Source organism: Pseudomonas laurylsulfativorans (assembly GCF_002906155.1).
In the GTDB taxonomy this organism is placed as follows: Bacteria; Pseudomonadota; Gammaproteobacteria; order Pseudomonadales; family Pseudomonadaceae; genus Aquipseudomonas; species Aquipseudomonas laurylsulfativorans.
In genome coordinates, this window is the sequence record NZ_MUJK01000002.1 from 218,146 (window position 1) to 236,070 (window position 17,925).

The window sequence follows — 17,925 nt, forward strand, 5'->3', positions numbered from 1 at the left end:
AGTTCAGAGATGCAGCGTTGGATGAGTCAATCGATGCTGTTGCAGGATGAACTGGCGCAGACGCTCGGTTTCGTCCGTATCGCTCTGGCTCAGTTGATAGGCGTAGAAGCCGTGTTCGTTTTCTTTCTCAAACGTGCCGCGCAAGGCAATCCGCTCATAGCCTGACGGGCTGAACCACAAGGCGAAATGCTTGGGCGGCTTGGTCTTGTTGCGAACCTCCAGCAAAACCCCTTTGCACGACACTTCGTGTACCCACAAGGTGCCGGGTTGACCCTGGGCGTTTTCCAGCGCTACCGGTTCGTCCAGTACCAGGCGCCAAGGCCGGACCATCGGCCCGTCCTCATAGATACTTGGCACGCCGAGACGCAAATGCAGCGCATGGAACTCGTCTTCCACCAAATGCAGAGGGAAGGTCATCTGCTGGTTTTCGAAGGTGGCTTGAATGGTGACCTGCTCATGGGCAGCCAGGCGGGTAAGCAGGTCACGGATTTGCGATCCACCGTTGACGAGCAGGCTCGACGTCGCATCCCGCACATTGAGTTGCGGGTTGTGTTGCATGGTCTGGATAAAATCCAGCTCATCCTGGGTCAGGAGTGCGTCGCGCTGCATGGCCAACTCGAAGGATATAGTTACAAAGTCATTGGTGATTGTAGTTACTGACCATTAATTCAGAGTTTTGTTTTTACCGTTCGTCGCCTTGAGCGCGGCAAGCTCGGCCTGGAGTTCAGCCAACTGCCCTTCAAGGTGAACCACGCGCTGTTGCGCCTTGACCTGCACGGTGACGTCTTTCTGCACACCGACAAAGTAGGTTTGCCCGTCCGCCGGATTTTTCACCGTTGAAAGGGACAGCTCATTCCAGAAGGGCGTGCCGTCCTTTCGGTAATTGCGCAGTATTTCCCGGCAGGATCCTTCACTGTTCAAGGCATCTCGAATCAACGGCAGGGCTTCCTGGTCGCGGTCCCCCGACTGCAGGAAGCGGCAATCCTGATAGAGAATTTCTTCGCTGGAGTACCCCGTCAGGCGTTCGAACGCGGGGTTGACGTAAATGAGGATTTTGTCCTGATCGCCTTCCTTTTCGGCAATCACGATACCTTCGTTGGAAGCGTTGATCACCATCTGCAGCAGTTGTGCGTTAATCATCGGAGTATCCTTTCCTGATTGATTGTCGATTGCATTCTAAAAGAACAATCACGACCGTGCTGTTAATATCCGGGTTTTTTACTCGGATTCAGGATCAGATTGATGAAAGTCGCCATCATTTCCGGCTCGGTGTACGGCACGGCCGAAGAAGTTGCCCGCCACGCCGCCAGCCTGTTGAAAGCCGCCGGTTTCGAAACCTGGCACAACCCCCGTGCGACCCTCGCCGATATCCGGGCGTTTGGCCCCGAAGCCTTTCTTGCGGTGACCTCGACCACCGGCATGGGCGAGTTGCCGGACAACCTGCAACCGCTGTACTCGACCATTCGTGACCAATTGCCAGCGGCCTGGCGCGGTTTGCCAGGTGCCGTGATCGGATTGGGCGATGCGAGTTATGGCGATACTTTTTGTGGCGGCGGCGAGCAGATGCGCGAATTGTTCGGTGAGCTGGGCATTCGCGAAGTACTGCCAATGCTGCGCCTGGATGCCAGCGAAAGCGTGACCCCCGAGACGGACGCCGAGCCTTGGCTGGCGGAGCTGATCAGCGCTCTGCACGAGTGACAGGCAACCCGGCATCAATGCCAGCCAGGGTTCTGACAGTGCAGCGAAACCTGCCTGTCAGAGCCTCGCTGGCGCCAGTCATTTGACATGGATCCAGGGCCGCAGGGCGTCTGACTCGCTGGGTCATCAAGCTGGCTGCCAATGCAACTACACGAACCCCAAGGGCTGACTAGACTCGGTAAACATAAGAAACACTCCATAATAAAAACACCGAGGCTTTCTTGCCGTGACCGTCGCTCCCGTCCAATCGCCCCACAGCGTCAAAGACCAGGTCAGTGCTGCCGAGTGGCAGACCCGCGTTGACCTGGCGGCCTGTTATCGCCTGGTCGCTCAACATGGTTGGGATGACCTGATCTTTACCCATATCTCCGCCAAGGTGCCTGGCACCGAAGATTTCCTGATCAACCCGTTCGGGCTGATGTTTCACGAAATTACCGCGTCGAGCCTGGTCAAGGTGGATCAGGCCGGTAAAAAACTAATGGACAGTCCTTACGAGATCAATCCAGCGGGTTACACCATCCATAGCGCCGTGCATGAAGTCCGTCACGATGTGGTCTGCGTACTCCACACCCACACGGCTTCGGGGGTTGCGGTATCGGCACAGAAGCAGGGCGTTTTACCGATCAGCCAACAGTCGTTGTTCGTGCTTTCCAGCCTGGCCTACCACGCCTACGAAGGCGTGGCGCTCAATCATGAAGAGAAAGTGCGGCTACAGGCCGACCTTGGTGAAAACAATTTCCTGATGTTGCATAACCACGGTCTGCTGACCTGCGCCAGCACCATCGCCGATACGTTCCTGATGATGTTCACCTTTCAGCGTGCCTGTGACATTCAGGTCATGGCGCAGAACGGTGCCGCTGAACTGATCGCCATCGAACCGCAGATTCTGGCCGGCGCCAAGGCCATGATCGCGGGTGTCACCAGAAGTGCTCAAGGAATGGGTGGAGCGCTGGCCTGGCCGGCGCTGCTGCGCAAACTCGATAAACTGGACCCGGGTTATAAACTCTAATGGCACTCGCCGAGATCCCCCTGTGTGTCTGGCGCAAACGCAGCCAGACATTCGTGTTCCATGGCCACAGCATCCGTTACTGGACAGCGGGGCAGGGTGAACCGCTGCTGCTCATTCATGGCTTTCCGTCCGCCAGTTGGGACTGGCATTACCTGTGGCAGCCCTTGACCCAGCGATTTCGTGTGATCGCGTGCGACATGCTGGGCTTTGGCGACTCGGCCAAACCGGCGAATCACGACTACAGCCTGCAGCAGCAAGCGGATCTGCAGCTGGCACTGCTTGAACACCTGAATGTCGAACAGCCGGTGCACCTGTTCGCCCACGACTACGGCGACAGCGTGGCCCAGGAACTGCTGGCCCGGCACTACGAATCGCGGGTAGAGCTGGCCAGCTGCGTGTTTCTCAATGGCGGGCTGTTTCCGGAAACCCATCGCCCGGTATTGATGCAAAAACTCCTGCTCAGCCCATTGGGCTGGATGATTGGCCGCGCCTTCAGCCGTGATGGCCTGGTGAGAAGTTTTCGGCAGATTTTCGGTCCGCATACGCGTCCCAGTGAAAGCCAGATGGATGATTTCTGGAGCCTGGTCGAAAGTCATCACGGGCCACGGATCTTGCACAAATTGATTGCCTACGTCCCGGAGCGACGCGTCTGGCGCAACCGCTGGGTGAGCGCGATGCAGCGCGGTGAAGTGCCGCTGCGGGTTATCGATGGCGGGGTCGATCCGGTCTCCGGCGTGCACATGGTCGAGCGTTACCGGGAACTGATCCCGGAGGCGGACACGGTGGTGTTGCCCGATATTGGCCACTACCCGCAGATCGAGGCGCCCTGTGAGGTGCTCAAGCACTACCTGTCGTTTCGCGATCAACTGCTCTTCCCGCCACGCAAGGTGGCGTATTCCTGACGCACCGCGTAAACCTTCTGGGCTTTTGTGGCGAGGGGGGGGCGTGTCCATTTCTACATCAATCATCCCCCAGCCTTATCGCGCACCATTCAGCCTCCCCCGTGTTCATTGTGACCCGCTGCGCCGTGCCTGAAACTCGGACTTATTGTCCCTTGGCCTGCTGGAGTCCCCCCATGAATGAGTCTGTGCGCTTCGAAGATAAAGTCGTGATCATCACGGGTGCCGGTGGCGGCCTGGGACGGGCGCATGCACTGCTGTTCGCCAAACAGGGCGCCAAGGTGCTGGTCAACGATCTTGGCGGCTCGGCCCAGGGCGAAGGCGCCAACGCTTCGGCCGCCGACCGTGTGGTAGCGGACATTCGCGAGGCCGGCGGCATCGCCGAGGCCAACCACGACTCGGTCACGGACGGTGACAAACTGGTCCAGCACGCCCTGGACGTCTTCGGTCGCGTCGATGTGGTGGTCAATAACGCCGGGATCCTGCGTGACAAGACCTTCCACAAAATGGATGACGCCGACTGGGACCTGGTTTACCGCGTCCACGTCGAAGGTGCCTACAAAATCACCCGCGCCGCCTGGCCGCACATGCGCGAGCAGAACTACGGCCGGGTGATTTTCACTGCGTCGACCTCGGGCATCTATGGCAACTTCGGCCAGTCCAACTACGGCATGGCCAAGCTCGGTCTGTATGGCCTGACCCGCACTTTGGCCATCGAAGGCCGCAAGAACAACATCCTGGTCAATGCCATCGCCCCCACCGGCGGCACGCGCATGACCGAAGGCCTGATCCCGCCGCAAGTCTTCGAACAACTCAAGCCGGAACTGGTCAGCCCGCTGGTGGTGTATCTGGCCAGCGAGAACTGCCAGGAAACCTCCGGCCTGTTTGAAGTCGGTGGTGGCTGGATGGGCAAGGTCCGCTGGGAACGCAGCCTCGGCATCGGCTTCGATCCTCGGGCCGGTTTCTCCCCGGAAGACGTGGCGGCTCATTGGCAGCAGATTTGCGACTTTGAAGGCGCGGCGCATCCGAGGGACAACATCGAAGCGCTGAAGGAAATGATGAACAATTTGCAGAAGTATTCGCTCTGACAGCACCGGCAAGGTCACATTGACTGACCTTGCCGGTTGTTGCATCTGTCGGCTGCAAGCCGTTTGGTCGCGATCAGCCGGGAACGTATTTGACTACCAGCGCTTTCAGATTGGCGGCTGTTTGTGCGTCCATTTTTCCATCGAAGTTTTCCGCGCGAAAATGCATCTGGAAGGCCCGCACCAACTGTTGAAAACCGCCTTCCGATGACGCCCCCGAAACATCGTATCCATAGGATTTGAACAGCCCCAGCAATTCGCTTCGGGCTGGAACACCCGATGCGTTGTATTGGCACAGATACTCGTCCCGAGTCGTTTCATCGAACCAGGCGCCGACGCCTTTCAAATACAGCGCCTGCCAGGGAAACATCGGCCCCGGGTCACTTTTTCGGCCGATAGAAACATCGGAGTGGCCCAGAACCTGGGTCGGCGTGATATCCGGGTAGCGCTTGAGGATGTTCTGCGCCAGTTGTTCGATCGCTGCAATCTGCTCGGGGTGATATGGCGGGAAGGTGAATTCGCCTTTGTTGTCGGTCGCCAGGTTGACGATTTCAATGCCGATGGACGTGTCATTCAAATTGCTGCGATTGCCCCACTGGCTGACGCCGGCGTGCCACGCGCGATGGGTTTCATCCACGAGGTTGAAAACTTCCTGCCCGGTATAGCCGGCTTTCAGGTAGCTGGGGTCGGTGATATCTGGAACCAGATAGTGCGCACTGACATTCGGGCCGGTCAGGGCACTGACAGAACTTGAGAAGTTGGCGGCCGTGTAGTGAAGAACCAGAAAGCGTACTCGACTGTTGAAACTTCTGGTTGAGCGATACTGGTTGTAGTTGATGGGCTTCATGATTGCACTCGCAATAAGTAAGTTTGAAGTCGGATGAAGTTGAAATCGTTCAGCGACTTGCGGTTCAACTTAAGGGGTGGAGTGCTGTGGGTGTTTACCTATGCTTGTAGTCGTTTTCTGAAAGAAGTGTAGGCATGTAAAGTTTTGCCTGGATGGTCAGGGTTGCCGACTAACAGAAGTGACTCATCAACAACCATCACCGATAAAAAGGTTCTTCACGCATTCCCGGGAAACTTTAGGAGCCGGCTTGCCGGCGATGGACTCAAGTGCACCGCGTTTATCCAGTCCACACGCGTTATCGTTAACAACCATCGCTGGCAAGCCAGCTCCTACAAGGGACCGCGTCTTGGTCGAAATGATGTGAACGCCAAACTGTAGGAGCCGGCTTGCCGGCGATGGACTCAAGTGCGCCGCGTTTATCCAGTTCATGCGCGTTATCGTTAACGACCATCGCTGGCAAGCCAGCTCCTACAAGAGGCCGCGTCCGAGTCGAAATAATGTGAGCTCCAAACTGTAGGAGCCGGCTTGCCGGCGATGGACTCAAGTGCGCCGCGTTTATCCAGTTCATGCGCGTTATCGTTAACGACCATCGCTGGCAAGCCAGCTCCTACAAGAGGCCGCGTCCGAGTCGAAATAATGTGAGTTCCAAACTGTAGGAGCCGGCTTGCCGGCGATGGACTCAAGTGCACCGCGCTTATCCAGTTCATGCGCGTTATCGTTAACGACCATCGCCGGCAAGCCAGCTCCTACAAGAGGCCGCGTCCGAGTCGACAATGAGGGGGCCTCCAAACCAGTGAAAGCCCCATAAAAAAGGCCGCTGCAAACGCAGCGGCCAAAGTAAGACGTTGGATCAGGAGCTACAAATCAACGTCAGTGAACACGGGGCGATGAACCGAATCCTCAATTCATCTGAAATCTTTCAATCACGGCGCAAGCCGGTACATCGTGTCTGCTGTGTTTATCGTAGCAGCCAGATAAGAATAAGCCCTTAGTGTCGTAGGAAAAATACCAAATCCCGACATGCACTGTTGCAGCCCGGGCAACAGTCAGGCGTCGGGCGTTCGCCGACAGGATAATGCTCCTGTGCCAGTCATCCTTTAGAGGTACACCACGAATACCTCCTTGGTGCGCTTATCGACCCTTGGTGCCCGGCAGTAGGGTGAGGCCTTCTGTCACTCACCGGGGAAGACGCATGACAAAAACAACAATGCGCGCCATCTTCACACCGCAGGCGCTGGCGGCTGCGGTCGCATTAGGCTGTTGTGCCCAGGCACAGGCCATTTCGTTCAATATCGGAGAAATCGAGGGGACGTTTGACTCCTCGCTCTCAGTCGGCGCGAGCTGGGGCATGCGTGATGCGGATAACGCCCTGGTGGGCATCGTCAACGGCGGTTCCGGCCAGTCTTCAACTGGCGACGACGGGCGATTGAATTTCAAGAAGGGCGAAACCTTCTCGAAGATCTTCAAGGGGATTCACGACCTCGAACTGAAGTACGGCGACACTGGTGCGTTTGTGCGTGGCAAATACTGGTACGACTTTGAACTGAAGGATGAAAGCCGCCCATTCAAGGACATCAGCGATCACAATCGCAAAGAAGGCGCCAAGTCTTCCGGCGGACAAATCCTCGACGCTTTCGTCTACCACAACTACTCCCTCGCCGATTTACCGGGCACGGTTCGCGCCGGCAAACAGGTGGTCAGTTGGGGCGAGAGCACCTTCATCGGCAACTCGATCAACAGCATCAACCCGGTCGACGTGTCTGCGTTCCGTCGTCCCGGAGCCGAGATCAAGGAAGGTCTGATCCCGGTAAACATGTTGTTTGCCTCCCAAGGGCTGACGGACAAGCTGACGGTCGAAGGCTTCTATCAACTGGAATGGGATCAGACGGTCGTCGATAACTGCGGCACCTTCTTTGGGGTCGATGTGGTGGCGGACGGCTGCAACAAGGGTTACACCGTCGCCAACCCGGCCATTGCACCCTTGCAGCCGATTGCTGCTGCCTTTGGCCAGGGCTTCGAAGTCAGCAAGGAAGGCGTGATTGTTCCCCGTGGTGGCGACCGCGATGCCCGGGATTCCGGGCAGTGGGGCACGGCGTTGCGCTGGCTGGGGGACGACACCGAATACGGCCTGTATTTTATGAACTACCACAGCCGCAGCCCGAACGTCGGAACCACCACCGCCGGCCCCGGTACGCTGGCAAGCATCCCGGGGATCGTCACCGCCGCCAACCGTATTGCCCCCGGCAGCGGTTCGGGCCTGGCCCAAAGTGTGATGCTCGGTCGCGGCCAGTATTACCTCGAATATCCGGAGGACATCCGCCTCTACGGCGCGAGCTTCTCTACTACCTTATCCACCGGCACCGCGTGGAGCGGTGAAATCAGCTATCGCCCCAACGCACCGGTGCAGGTCAACACCAATGACCTGACCCTGGCGTTGCTCAACCCGATCGCTGGCGGCGCCGCATCGCCCATCACCACCTCGCCCGGGGCCGACAACAAAGGCTATCGCCGCAAAGAGGTGACGCAGGTCCAGAGCACCCTGACGCACTTTATCGATCAGGTCGCGGGTGCGGATCGCCTGACCCTGGTGGGCGAGGCGGCGGTGGTTCGGGTCGGTGGCCTGGAAGCACGGACCAAACTGCGCTACGGCCGCGACTCGGTGTATGGCCAATATGGTTTCGGCGGAGATACCGATGGTTTCGTGACCTCGACATCATGGGGTTATCGCGCCCGGGCCATCCTCGACTACAACAACCTCATCGCCGGGATCAACGTCAGACCCAACCTCTCATGGTCCCACGACGTCTCTGGCTATGGCCCCAACGGTCTGTTCAACGAAGGTGCCAAGGCCGTCAGCCTCGGTGTCGATGCGGACTATCGCAACACCTACACCGCGAGCCTCAGTTACACCGACTTTTTCGGCGGGGACTACAACGTCCTCACCGACCGTGACTTCGTGGCGTTGAGCTTTGGCGTGAACTTCTGATCTGGCTGAAAAGGATGATTTCGATGCGCAAGATGATTCTGCAATTGGGCGCGCTGACCCTCGGGTTGTTGGCCGCCAACGTGATGGCCGCTGTCTCACCGGAAGAAGCCAGCAAGCTCGGCACCAGCCTGACCCCGCTCGGTGCGGAGAAGGCCGGCAATGCTGATGGCTCGATTCCGGCCTGGACCGGCGGTATCCCGAAAAACGCTGGCGCGGTGGACGGCAAAGGTTTCCTGGCCGATCCGTTCGCCAACGAAAAGCCGTTGTTCGTGATCACCGCAGCGACCGTCGACAAGTACAAGGACAAACTCTCCGACGGCCAGATCGCGATGTTCAAGCGCTATCCCGAGACTTACAAAATTCCTGTCTACCCGAGCCACCGAACGGTGGCGTTACCGGCAGAGATTTATGAGGCGGCCAAACGCAGCGCACTGAACGTAACACCGATCAACGACGGTAACGGTCTGGCCAACTTCACCGGCAATCGCTACTACGCGTTCCCGATTCCGAAGAATGGTGTGGAAGTGATCTGGAACCACATCACTCGCTACCACGGCGGCAATCTGCGCCGCACCATCACCCAGGCGACGCCGCAGTCCAATGGCGACTTCACGGTGGTCCGCTTCAAGGACGAGGTCGCCGTGCCGTCGTTGCTCGGTGACCTGAAACCGGGCAGCGATGATAACGTCCTCAGCTACTTCAAGCAGGAAGTGACCGCGCCGGCGCGGCTGGCGGGTAATGTGTTGCTGGTTCACGAAACCCTCGACCAGGTCAAGGAACCGCGCAAGGCCTGGATCTACAACGCCGGCCAGCGTCGGGTACGGCGTGCGCCACAGGTGGCTTATGACGGTGTCGGCACCTCATCCGACGGCCTGCGCACCACTGACAACTTCGACATGTTTTCCGGTGCGCCGGACCGCTACGACTGGAAACTGGTCGGCAAGAAGGAAATGTACATCCCCTACAACAGCTACAAGCTCGACTCGCCAGATCTCAAGTACACCGATGTGATCAAGGCCGGGCACATCAATCAGGACCTGACTCGCTATGAGTTGCACCGGGTCTGGGAGGTCGTTGCCACGGTCAAGCCAAACGAGCGGCACGTGTACGCCAAGCGCCACATGTACATCGATGAAGACAGCTGGCAAGTGGCGCTGGCCGACCACTACGACGGACGCGGACAGCTCTGGCGCGTCGCCGAAGGGCATGCCCAGTTCTACTACGATCACCAAGTGCCGGCCTACACCGTCGAAGCGCTGTATGACCTGATTGCCGGTCGCTACATCGCCCTGGGAATGAAAAACGAAGAGAAACGCAGCTTCGAATTCAACATCAATGCAATAGCGGGGGACTACACACCAGCGGCCTTGCGTAGCACGGGGGTCAGGTAAGTTTCCTACGTGTTCTTACACAAAAAGGTGACCTCGCGGTCACCTTTTTTATAGGGGTTGATCAGTCTGTTGAATACTTCTTCAACAAGCGCTCGGGAGGGGTCTAGGGTGGCGCCAGAATTATAAAAAAGGCACACCACTATGACCGCCATGACGCACCGTCTGGACCGCCCTGGCTTCCTGCCCCGACTGTCGTCCCATCATCTGTCCCGCGAGCGGCTGATTGAACCCATGCTCGTCTCGACGGCGCGGGTGAAGTTGCTTTGCGCGCCGGCGGGTAGTGGCAAGAGCGCGTTGCTCACCGAATGCCTGCAGCGGGCACCGGAGCGCTATCGGGTCTGTTGGCTGCCGTTGTCGGGGGAGTCATTGAGTACCGGCGACTTTGTATTGCGCCTGACGCAAGCGTTGGGCCTGCCCTCGGCGGATGAGCCCAGTCTGCTGGCGCATCTGGCCCGATTACAGGCGTCGACCTGGCTGTTTCTCGATGATTACTGCCGGGCACCCAACCCGGAACTCGACCGGCTGCTCGATCGCCTGTTGGCCGTCGCCAGCCCGTCGCTGACCTGGTGGTTGAGTTCGCGTCGACGACCACCCTGCAACTGGCCGCGGCTGCTGCTCAATGATGAGTTGTACGAGTGCGAAAGCCGGGCGCTGGCGTTTACCGAGGTCGAGGTCGGGCAGTTGCTCGGTCATGTCGAGCCGACCCTGGCGGCACAAACCGCCAGGCAGGTTATTGAACGCAGCGGTGGCTGGTGCGCTGGCGTGCGGATCGCGTTACTCAATGGTTGTCCGTGGTCGGGTGAGCAGGGGCGTTCGGCGACGCTGCTCGATTATCTGCAGCACGAGTTGTTCAACACCTTGCCACCGGAATTGGTTGAGGTCTGGCAAGTGTTGGTTCATCTGCCGCGCTTCAACGCCAGCTTGTGCGAGCATCTTTTCGGTACGGGTGAAGGCGCGCAGTGGCTGCACGCGTTGCAGGAAATGGGCTGCTTTATTGAACCCTGGGAAGACTCCAGCGAGTGGTTGCGTATCTTCGAGCCGCTGGCCCGGGTGATGCGTGATGAGCCCACCCCGGCCGGGCGATCCTGGCATCGCCGCGCGTGCCAGTGGTTCAGTGCTGAAGAAGACTGGCAGGGCGCCTTTGAGCAGGCGCTGTTGGCCGAGGAACACGAGGTCGCGGTCAGCCTGTTGCAGCACTTCAGCTTTGAACATCTGTTCAAGCGTCAGAACGTCAGCTGGTTACTCAAGCTGCATGAGCACTTGGGTGAACAATTGACGCTGGGCACGCCGCAACGGGTCGGGTTGATCACCGCAGCGTTGCTGTTTGCCGGGCGCTTCGAGCAGGCGGCTGCGTGCATTGGGCAACTGTCGCGGTTTACCCCGCAACCGACGGCATCCTTGCAACGGCAGCTACTGGCGCGTTGGCAGGCGCAACAAGGTTGGTTGCTGCATCTGCAGGGGCGTATGCCGGCCGCCCGGGAGCACTTCGTCGAGGCACTGGAGGCGCTGGCAGCGGATGCCTGGCCTACACGGTTGCTGTGTCTGTCCGGGTTGACCCAGCAAGCGCTACTCAACGCCGACCTTGATGCTGCCCAGGCCTTCAATCGTGACGCACTGTGCCTGGCGCGGTCACAAGGCTCGTTGCTGTTTGAGGGCTTGCTCGAACTCGATCATGCGCAATTGCTTGAGCAACGCGGCGCGCCCCGGCGAGCGGCGCATTTGCTGGCCGACATCCATGAAATGCTCGAACGGCAGGCTGATCGCCCGACGCCACTGCTGGGGCGAATCGCCCTGCGACGTGGACGGTTGGCCTTGTGCCAGGGCCAGGATGAATTGGCCGGTGAATGTTTTCGGGCTGGCCTTGATGACTGCCTGCACAGTCAGGACAAGCACGTGCTGTACGGGTTTCTCGGACAGGCGCAAATGGCGGCCAATCGGCGCGACTACGCCGATGCGTTCGATCGCCTGCGCGAGGCCGAGCGGTTGATGCAGCAACGGCAGATCCCCGAGACCCTTTATCGCGGCGTGCTGCTGCAAATCAGCAGCCATTTCTGGTTGCAACAAGGGCGCCCTGAGTTGGCCCGGGAGGCTCTGATCCGTGTCTTGCGTCATTACCGCGGGGCACACGCGCGCCAGGCACCGCCGGCCACGCTGCAACTGATCGCGCGTATCGAATACCAGTTGGTACTGGCCGAGACTCGACTGCAACTGGCGCAACGTCCATTGGATCGGCTCAAGGCGTTACTCGAGCACGCCCAACAACACGCCATGCTGGCGCTGGAAACGGAGTTGCACATGGCAATGTGCGAAGTGGCAGATCTGACAGGCGAGCCGGCCGTGGCTCAAGCAGCACTGGAGGCGGGGCTGGCGCTGGTGAGCCGGTGCCATGGACAGCAGGCGTTGCGTGACTTGGAGTTGCGTCAGCCAGATTTGATCTGCCGTTTACGGGGGGAGGAGTCGGCGACCGCGATGACTATGGATGCCGGCCTGCTGAGTTGTCGGGAATTGGAGGTGCTCGGCCTGATTGCCCTGGGTAATTCCAATCAGCAAATTGCCGAGCAGTTGTTCATTTCATTGCATACGGTGAAAACCCACGCGCGCAGAATCCACAGCAAATTAGGGGTTGAGCGTCGCACGCAAGCCGTGGCGATGGGCAAAAAACTGGGGTTGATCCTGCCTGCCTGATCGCCGCCGCTGCGTTCAGTTTGTCGATGCATCGGGCTCGAAGCCCATGCGCCAACTCACTGCCTGTGTGGCAGACAACAAACGCCGCGCCGCCGGGCCGTTTTCATCGGCGTGAAACAGCGACGTCGGCCCGACCACCGTCAGCACTGCCGCAACTTTGCCCATGGCGTTGAACACCGGTGCCGACAAGGCATCCACTCCAGGCATCAACAGCCCATGTACATGATGCAGGCCCCGTTGGCGGATCTGTTCGCACATCGTTGCGTAGGCCTGATCATCCGCCAAGGCGTGGGCGGTACCGCTTTGCAGTTCCTGTTCACGCAGGTCCATGGTTTCACGCGCAGGCAGATACGCACCGAAGACCAGTCCGGTCGAGGAGCTCAGCAGCGGCAACACCGAGCCCAGTTGTGTTACCACCGTCACCGCTCGCACCGCCGGTTCGATATGCACCACGGTCGCGCCCTGATTGCCCCACACCGCCAGAAAGCAGGTTTCATTCAGGTCATCGCGCAACTCGGCCAGGGGCAGGGCGGCCACTTTCAGCACGTCCATACTGTTGAGTGCCGCCAACCCCACGCGCAAGGCTTCGCGACCCAGGCCGTAGTGGTTGGTGGCGGCGTTCTGTTCGGCAAATCCGCTGGCGATCAGCGCCTGCAAATAGCGGTGAACCTTGCTCGCCGGCATCTGCACGTGTTCGGCCAGGCGCGACAGCGAAGTCGAGGGCGACAACTCGGCCAGAGCCTTGAGGATGTCAGTGCCAACCTCGGCCGAGCGGACTTTCTGTTTACCGTTGTTGTCGCTGGTTTTTTCCATGGTGGCTGGGATCCCGGGACGAATGGGCGTCTTTATAGCTTGACGGTCAATACCAATCAAATTACGTTATGCGTAATTGAATTACGATAAAAATAACCCGGGCAGGCCACGAACTCATCCAAAGAGTGACCGGCATTGCCGACTCCCTGTTCAGGAGGCTCCATGAACCCCGATTCAACGACGCCAGCGCTGGCTTACCTGTCAGGTTTCGGCAACGAATTCAGCAGCGAAGCGTTGCCCGGCGCACTGCCTGTCGGCCAGAACTCTCCACAAAAAGCCCCGTATGGTCTCTACACCGAACTGTTCTCCGGCACGGCTTTCACCATGGCGCGCAGTGAGGCGCGGCGGACCTGGATGTACCGCATTCAGCCGTCGGCCAATCACCCGGCATTCGTCAAACTGGACCGGCAACTAGCCGGCGGTCCGCTGGGTGAAGTGACCCCGAACCGTCTGCGCTGGAACCCGCTGGAAATTCCCGCCGAGCCGACCGATTTCATCGACGGTCTGGTGAGCATGGCCGCCAACTCGGGCGCGGAGAAACCGGCCGGAATCAGCATCTACAACTACCGCGCCAACCGTTCCATGGAGCGCGTGTTCTTCAATGCCGACGGTGAGCTGTTGCTGGTGCCTGAACTGGGGCGCCTGCGCATTGCCACTGAGCTCGGCGCGCTTGAACTGGAACCGCTGGAAATTGCCGTACTGCCACGCGGCCTCAAGTTCCGCATCGAACTGCTCGACCCGCAAGCCCGCGGTTATGTCGCCGAAAACCATGGCGCCCCATTGCGCCTGCCGGACCTGGGGCCGATTGGCAGCAATGGCCTGGCCAATCCGCGGGACTTCCTGACCCCGGTGGCGGCGTACGAGAACCTGCAACAACCCACCACGCTGGTGCAGAAATTCCTCGGTCAGTTGTGGGCGTGCGAGCTCAATCATTCGCCGCTCAACGTGGTCGCCTGGCACGGTAACAACGTGCCGTACAAATATGACCTGCGCCGTTTCAACACCATCGGCACCGTCAGTTTCGATCACCCCGATCCGTCGATCTTCACCGTGCTGACCTCGCCGACCAGCGTCCATGGCCTGGCCAACCTCGACTTCGTGATCTTTCCGCCGCGCTGGATGGTGGCCGAGAAAACCTTCCGTCCGCCGTGGTTCCATCGCAACCTGATGAACGAATTCATGGGATTGATCCAGGGCGAATACGACGCCAAGGCTGAAGGTTTCGTGCCCGGCGGTGCTTCGTTGCACAGCTGCATGAGCGCCCACGGTCCCGACGGAGAGACCTGCACCAAAGCGATCAACGCTGACCTCAAACCGGCGAAAATCGACAACACCATGGCGTTCATGTTCGAGACCAGCCAGGTGTTGCGCCCAAGCCGTTTCGCCCTCGATTGCCCGCAACTGCAAAACACTTACGATGCCTGCTGGGCTACGCTGCCCGCCACTTTCGACCCGACCCGGAGATAACCCATGACGCAGACTTCCATCACTCGCAGCTGGGTTGCTTCCGCCAACGGCCATGCGGATTTCCCCCTGCAAAACCTGCCGTTGGGCGTATTCAGCCGCAACGGCTTGGGACCGCGTAGCGGCGTGGCCATCGGCGAACACATCTTTGATCTGCAAGCGGCCCTGGAAGCCGGGTTGTTCGATGGCGCCGCGAAGGCTGCCGTCGAAGCGACCCGTGACGGCCAGTTGAATGCGTTCTTCGAACTGGGCCGCGAGGCTCGCGTCGCGTTGCGCGAGCGTTTGCTGGAACTGTTCGCCGAGCACAGCACCCTGCATGGCAAGATCGAAGCCCAGGGCGCGAAACTGCTGCCGCTGGCGGCGGATTGCGAGATGCACCTGCCAGCGAAAATCAACGATTACACCGACTTCTACGTCGGCATCGAGCACGCGCAGAACGTCGGCAAACTGTTCCGCCCCGACAACCCGCTGCTGCCGAACTACAAGTACGTGCCCATCGGCTACCACGGTCGTGCGTCGACCATTCGCCCGTCCGGTACCGATGTGCGCCGCCCGAAAGGCCAGACCTTGCCGGCCGGTCAGAGCGAACCGACGTTCGGTCCTTGCGCGCGCCTGGACTACGAACTGGAGCTGGGTATCTGGATCGGTCAGGGCAACGACATGGGTGACTCGATTGCCATTGGCAACGCCGCCGATCACATCGCCGGTTTCTGCCTGCTCAACGACTGGTCCGCTCGGGACATCCAGGCCTGGGAATACCAGCCGCTGGGGCCGTTCCTGTCGAAAAGCTTCATCACCAGCATCTCGCCGTGGGTCGTCACCGCCGAAGCGCTGGAGCCATTCCGTCGTGCCCAGCCTGCGCGTCCGCAAGGCGATCCGCAGCCGCTGCCATATCTGCTCGACAAGCGCGATCAGGCCGCTGGCGCATTCGACATCGAACTGGAAGTGCTGCTGCTCACCGAGGCCATGCGCGAGCAGAACCTGCCGGCCCATCGCCTGACATTGAGCAACACCCAGCACATGTACTGGACCGTGGCGCAAATGGTCGCGCATCACAGCGTCAACGGTTGCCAATTGCAGGCCGGTGATCTGTTCGGCTCAGGCACGCTGTCCGGGCCTGAGAACGGTCAGTTCGGCAGCCTGCTGGAAATTACCGAGGGCGGTAAAAAACCGATCGAGCTGGCCTCGGGCGAGGTGCGCAAGTTCCTGGAAGACGGCGACGAAATCATCCTGCGCGGACGTTGCCGCCGCGAGGGGTTCGCGTCCATCGGCTTCGGCGAATGCCGCGGCAAAGTGCTGCCGGCGCGCTGACAGGAGCAGGGCATGGAACTCTATACCTACTACCGCTCGACTTCATCGTACCGGGTGCGTATCGCGTTGGCGCTCAAGGGGCTGGATTATCAATCCTTGCCAGTCAACCTGATCGCGCCGCAGGGCGGCGAGCATCGGCAGTCGCCTTATCTGGGTATCAACCCGCAGGGCCGTGTGCCGGCCTTGCGCACCGATGAAGGCGAGTTACTGATCCAGTCTCCCGCGATCATCGAGTACCTGGAGGAGCGTTATCCACAGGTGCCACTGCTGTCCAGAGACCTGGCTGCCCGCGCTCACGAGCGCGGCGTGGCGGCGGTGATCGGCTGCGATGTGCACCCGCTGCACAACGTCAGCGTGCTCAATCGGCTGCGCCAGTCGGGCCACGACGAACCGCAGGTGGTGGAGTGGATCGGCCACTGGATCGGCCAAGGGTTGGCGACGGTGGAGCAGTTGATCGGCGATGACGGTTACTGCTTCGGCCCCGAGCCTGGGTTGGCGGACGTCTACTTGATCCCGCAGTTGTACGCGGCCGAGCGTTTCAACGTTTCCATGGAGGCTTACCCGCGAATCCGGCGAGTGGCGGCCTTGGCCGCAACGCATCCGGCATTCATCAAGGCGCATCCGGCGAATCAGCCAGACACCCCATAACGACTCACTCCGTCCCTATGTGGGAGCGGGCTTGCTCGAAAGCGGTCTGTCAGTCACATTGATTTGACTGACACTCCCTCTTCGCGAGCAGGCTCGCTCCCACACGGGTTTTGTGATCAGTGAACGATGGCGTTCGGCGGCAGATGCCCCAGCCGTTCCGTCAGGCGAATACGCTGGATCGGATCGTCGCTGAGCAGCAGCGCATGCTCAAGGTCGAAACGTTCGGCGTTCGGGCAGTCCAGCCGTTGGTACAGGCTGGCCCGGGCCAGATAGTCGGCAGCACTGGCGTTACCCAGTTCCAGGACGCGATCGGCGTCGATCAAGGCATTGATGAAATCGTCGTGGGACAGGTACAGCAGGCGCAGGTTGCGCGACAGCCGTTGCAGCATCTGCACTGGTTCGGCGGTTTCCAGGTGCTCGGCGCTGAGCTTCATGTTCGGGCCGTACTGGCGGTGCAACAATTCCCGGCAATCGTTCGGATAGAGGCGACGGCCGCCGCAGGGATCAAGCAAGTGGTCGGCGCCCGGCACCCGCAGCAGGAAATGCCCGGGGAAGTTGACCCCGACCATGGGAATCTCCAGGCCCCTGGCCAACTCCAGTGCAATCAGCCCCAGCGTCAAGGGTTGCCCTCGTCGACGTTCCAGTACTTTGTCGAGCAGCGCCACTTGCGGGCGCAAGGGGGTGAAGTCGTCCTGGGCGAAGCCAAGGTCGTTCATGCGCCGCAGCAGCGGCTGGGCCAGTTCGCTGACCGGCAACATCGGCAATCCGCCGCTGACCCTTTGTTGCAACGCCTGGAAATCGGCCAGCAGCGCCTGCGGCTTCACTTCGCTGTCATGTTCGACCGCAATCCACAGCGCCGCCTCGAACAGTGCGGGCGGTGAACGTTGCAAACAGGCAAAAAACGATTGGCGCGGGGTCATCAAAATCTCCGGGCAATGCCTCGTTTTAGCCCCCTCTCCGGCATTCGTCCAGTGCCGCGCAGGTCCAATACAGGATATTTCCGAAAGACTGTTTCGTGGCTGTGCTTATTCCTGTGCGCTTCTGCAATTTTTGGGCGCAGGCCTATACTGGCGTCTACAAGAAGTGATT

At 59.8% G+C, this 17,925-nt stretch carries 15 protein-coding genes; 10 read left to right on the forward strand and 5 right to left on the reverse strand.

Going from position 1 to position 17,925, the window contains the following annotated elements; translation table 11 throughout:
• Positions 1 to 3 precede the first annotated feature (3 nt).
• Both B0D71_RS07305 and B0D71_RS07310 read right to left on the reverse strand, forming a co-directional pair.
• Positions 4 to 609, reverse strand: a complete 606-nt coding sequence (locus tag B0D71_RS07305) for a hypothetical protein (RefSeq protein WP_103394191.1) — start codon at positions 607 to 609, stop codon at positions 4 to 6.
• Between the two features lie 54 nt (positions 610 to 663).
• Positions 664 to 1,140 carry a PAS domain-containing protein gene (locus B0D71_RS07310; RefSeq protein ID WP_103394192.1) on the reverse strand — a complete coding sequence of 159 codons (477 nt, stop codon included), beginning with the start codon at positions 1,138 to 1,140 and terminating at the stop codon, positions 664 to 666.
• A gap of 102 nt (positions 1,141 to 1,242) precedes the next feature.
• Here B0D71_RS07310 and B0D71_RS07315 point away from each other — a divergent pair, with 102 nt between their 5' ends.
• From B0D71_RS07315 to B0D71_RS07330, 4 genes are all read left to right on the forward strand, one after another.
• Entirely contained in the window at positions 1,243 to 1,698 is a 456-nt protein-coding gene (locus B0D71_RS07315) for a flavodoxin (protein WP_103394193.1), read from the forward strand.
• Between the two features lie 226 nt (positions 1,699 to 1,924).
• Positions 1,925 to 2,707 (forward strand): class II aldolase/adducin family protein, encoded by a 783-nt coding sequence (locus B0D71_RS07320; RefSeq protein ID WP_103394194.1) that lies wholly within the window; start codon positions 1,925 to 1,927, stop codon positions 2,705 to 2,707.
• A complete protein-coding gene (locus B0D71_RS07325) occupies positions 2,707 to 3,609 on the forward strand; it encodes an alpha/beta fold hydrolase (protein WP_103394195.1) in 903 nt (300 codons plus the stop codon). Before B0D71_RS07320 ends, B0D71_RS07325 begins: the two co-directional genes overlap by 1 nt.
• 173 nt (positions 3,610 to 3,782) lie before the next feature.
• Positions 3,783 to 4,694, forward strand: a complete 912-nt coding sequence (locus B0D71_RS07330) for an SDR family oxidoreductase (RefSeq protein WP_103394196.1) — start codon at positions 3,783 to 3,785, stop codon at positions 4,692 to 4,694.
• Between the two features lie 73 nt (positions 4,695 to 4,767).
• Here the strand turns inward: B0D71_RS07330 and B0D71_RS07335 are convergent, their stop codons facing one another.
• Positions 4,768 to 5,538, reverse strand: coding sequence for an N-acetylmuramoyl-L-alanine amidase (locus tag B0D71_RS07335; protein ID WP_103394197.1), 771 nt, complete (start codon positions 5,536 to 5,538; stop codon positions 4,768 to 4,770).
• A 1,192-nt stretch (positions 5,539 to 6,730) separates the two neighbouring features.
• Between B0D71_RS07335 and B0D71_RS07345 the strand changes: the two genes are divergently transcribed.
• From B0D71_RS07345 to B0D71_RS07355, 3 genes are all read left to right on the forward strand, one after another.
• Positions 6,731 to 8,524: a DUF1302 domain-containing protein gene (locus B0D71_RS07345; RefSeq protein WP_103394199.1), complete on the forward strand. Its 1,794-nt coding sequence runs from the start codon at positions 6,731 to 6,733 to the stop codon at positions 8,522 to 8,524.
• A 23-nt stretch (positions 8,525 to 8,547) separates the two neighbouring features.
• Positions 8,548 to 9,915 carry a DUF1329 domain-containing protein gene (locus tag B0D71_RS07350; RefSeq protein WP_103394200.1) on the forward strand — a complete coding sequence of 456 codons (1,368 nt, stop codon included), beginning with the start codon at positions 8,548 to 8,550 and terminating at the stop codon, positions 9,913 to 9,915.
• 141 nt (positions 9,916 to 10,056) lie between these two features.
• Entirely contained in the window at positions 10,057 to 12,600 is a 2,544-nt protein-coding gene (locus B0D71_RS07355; RefSeq protein ID WP_103394201.1) for a helix-turn-helix transcriptional regulator, read from the forward strand.
• A gap of 15 nt (positions 12,601 to 12,615) precedes the next feature.
• On the opposite strand, the gene B0D71_RS07360 is transcribed toward B0D71_RS07355, so the two are convergent.
• Complete coding sequence (locus B0D71_RS07360) at positions 12,616 to 13,413, reverse strand: IclR family transcriptional regulator (RefSeq protein ID WP_103394202.1); 798 nt, start codon at positions 13,411 to 13,413, stop codon at positions 12,616 to 12,618.
• 162 nt (positions 13,414 to 13,575) lie between these two features.
• On the opposite strand from B0D71_RS07360, the gene hmgA reads away from it, so the two are divergent.
• The 3 genes from hmgA to maiA are packed head-to-tail and all read left to right on the forward strand — an operon-like array spanning position 13,576 to position 16,836.
• Complete coding sequence (gene hmgA / locus B0D71_RS07365) at positions 13,576 to 14,880, forward strand: homogentisate 1,2-dioxygenase (protein ID WP_103394203.1); 1,305 nt, start codon at positions 13,576 to 13,578, stop codon at positions 14,878 to 14,880.
• Positions 14,881 to 14,883: 3 nt separating this feature from the next.
• Entirely contained in the window at positions 14,884 to 16,188 is a 1,305-nt protein-coding gene (gene fahA / locus B0D71_RS07370; protein ID WP_103394204.1) for a fumarylacetoacetase, read from the forward strand.
• 12 nt (positions 16,189 to 16,200) lie between these two features.
• Positions 16,201 to 16,836: a maleylacetoacetate isomerase gene (maiA, locus tag B0D71_RS07375; RefSeq protein ID WP_103394205.1), complete on the forward strand. Its 636-nt coding sequence runs from the start codon at positions 16,201 to 16,203 to the stop codon at positions 16,834 to 16,836.
• A 116-nt stretch (positions 16,837 to 16,952) separates the two neighbouring features.
• Here maiA and B0D71_RS07380 read toward each other — a convergent pair whose 3' ends face one another.
• Positions 16,953 to 17,756: a SirB1 family protein gene (locus B0D71_RS07380; RefSeq protein WP_103394206.1), complete on the reverse strand. Its 804-nt coding sequence runs from the start codon at positions 17,754 to 17,756 to the stop codon at positions 16,953 to 16,955.
• Positions 17,757 to 17,925: the final 169 nt, after the last annotated feature.

Bases quoted from the DNA above. Each gene is read 5' to 3' on its own strand.
- B0D71_RS07305 (WP_103394191.1), bottom strand. From the start codon at position 609: ATGCAGCGCGACGCACTCCTGACCCAGGATGAGCTGGATTTTATCCAG.
- B0D71_RS07355 (WP_103394201.1), top strand. From the start codon at position 10,057: ATGACCGCCATGACGCACCGTCTGGACCGCCCTGGCTTCCTGCCCCGA.
- maiA (WP_103394205.1), top strand. From the start codon at position 16,201: ATGGAACTCTATACCTACTACCGCTCGACTTCATCGTACCGGGTGCGT.
- B0D71_RS07310 (WP_103394192.1), bottom strand. From the start codon at position 1,140: ATGATTAACGCACAACTGCTGCAGATGGTGATCAACGCTTCCAACGAA.
- B0D71_RS07360 (WP_103394202.1), bottom strand. From the start codon at position 13,413: ATGGAAAAAACCAGCGACAACAACGGTAAACAGAAAGTCCGCTCGGCC.
- B0D71_RS07335 (WP_103394197.1), bottom strand. From the start codon at position 5,538: ATGAAGCCCATCAACTACAACCAGTATCGCTCAACCAGAAGTTTCAAC.
- B0D71_RS07330 (WP_103394196.1), top strand. From the start codon at position 3,783: ATGAATGAGTCTGTGCGCTTCGAAGATAAAGTCGTGATCATCACGGGT.
- B0D71_RS07315 (WP_103394193.1), top strand. From the start codon at position 1,243: ATGAAAGTCGCCATCATTTCCGGCTCGGTGTACGGCACGGCCGAAGAA.
- B0D71_RS07345 (WP_103394199.1), top strand. From the start codon at position 6,731: ATGACAAAAACAACAATGCGCGCCATCTTCACACCGCAGGCGCTGGCG.
- B0D71_RS07350 (WP_103394200.1), top strand. From the start codon at position 8,548: ATGCGCAAGATGATTCTGCAATTGGGCGCGCTGACCCTCGGGTTGTTG.
- B0D71_RS07380 (WP_103394206.1), bottom strand. From the start codon at position 17,756: ATGACCCCGCGCCAATCGTTTTTTGCCTGTTTGCAACGTTCACCGCCC.
- hmgA (WP_103394203.1), top strand. From the start codon at position 13,576: ATGAACCCCGATTCAACGACGCCAGCGCTGGCTTACCTGTCAGGTTTC.
- B0D71_RS07325 (WP_103394195.1), top strand. From the start codon at position 2,707: ATGGCACTCGCCGAGATCCCCCTGTGTGTCTGGCGCAAACGCAGCCAG.
- fahA (WP_103394204.1), top strand. From the start codon at position 14,884: ATGACGCAGACTTCCATCACTCGCAGCTGGGTTGCTTCCGCCAACGGC.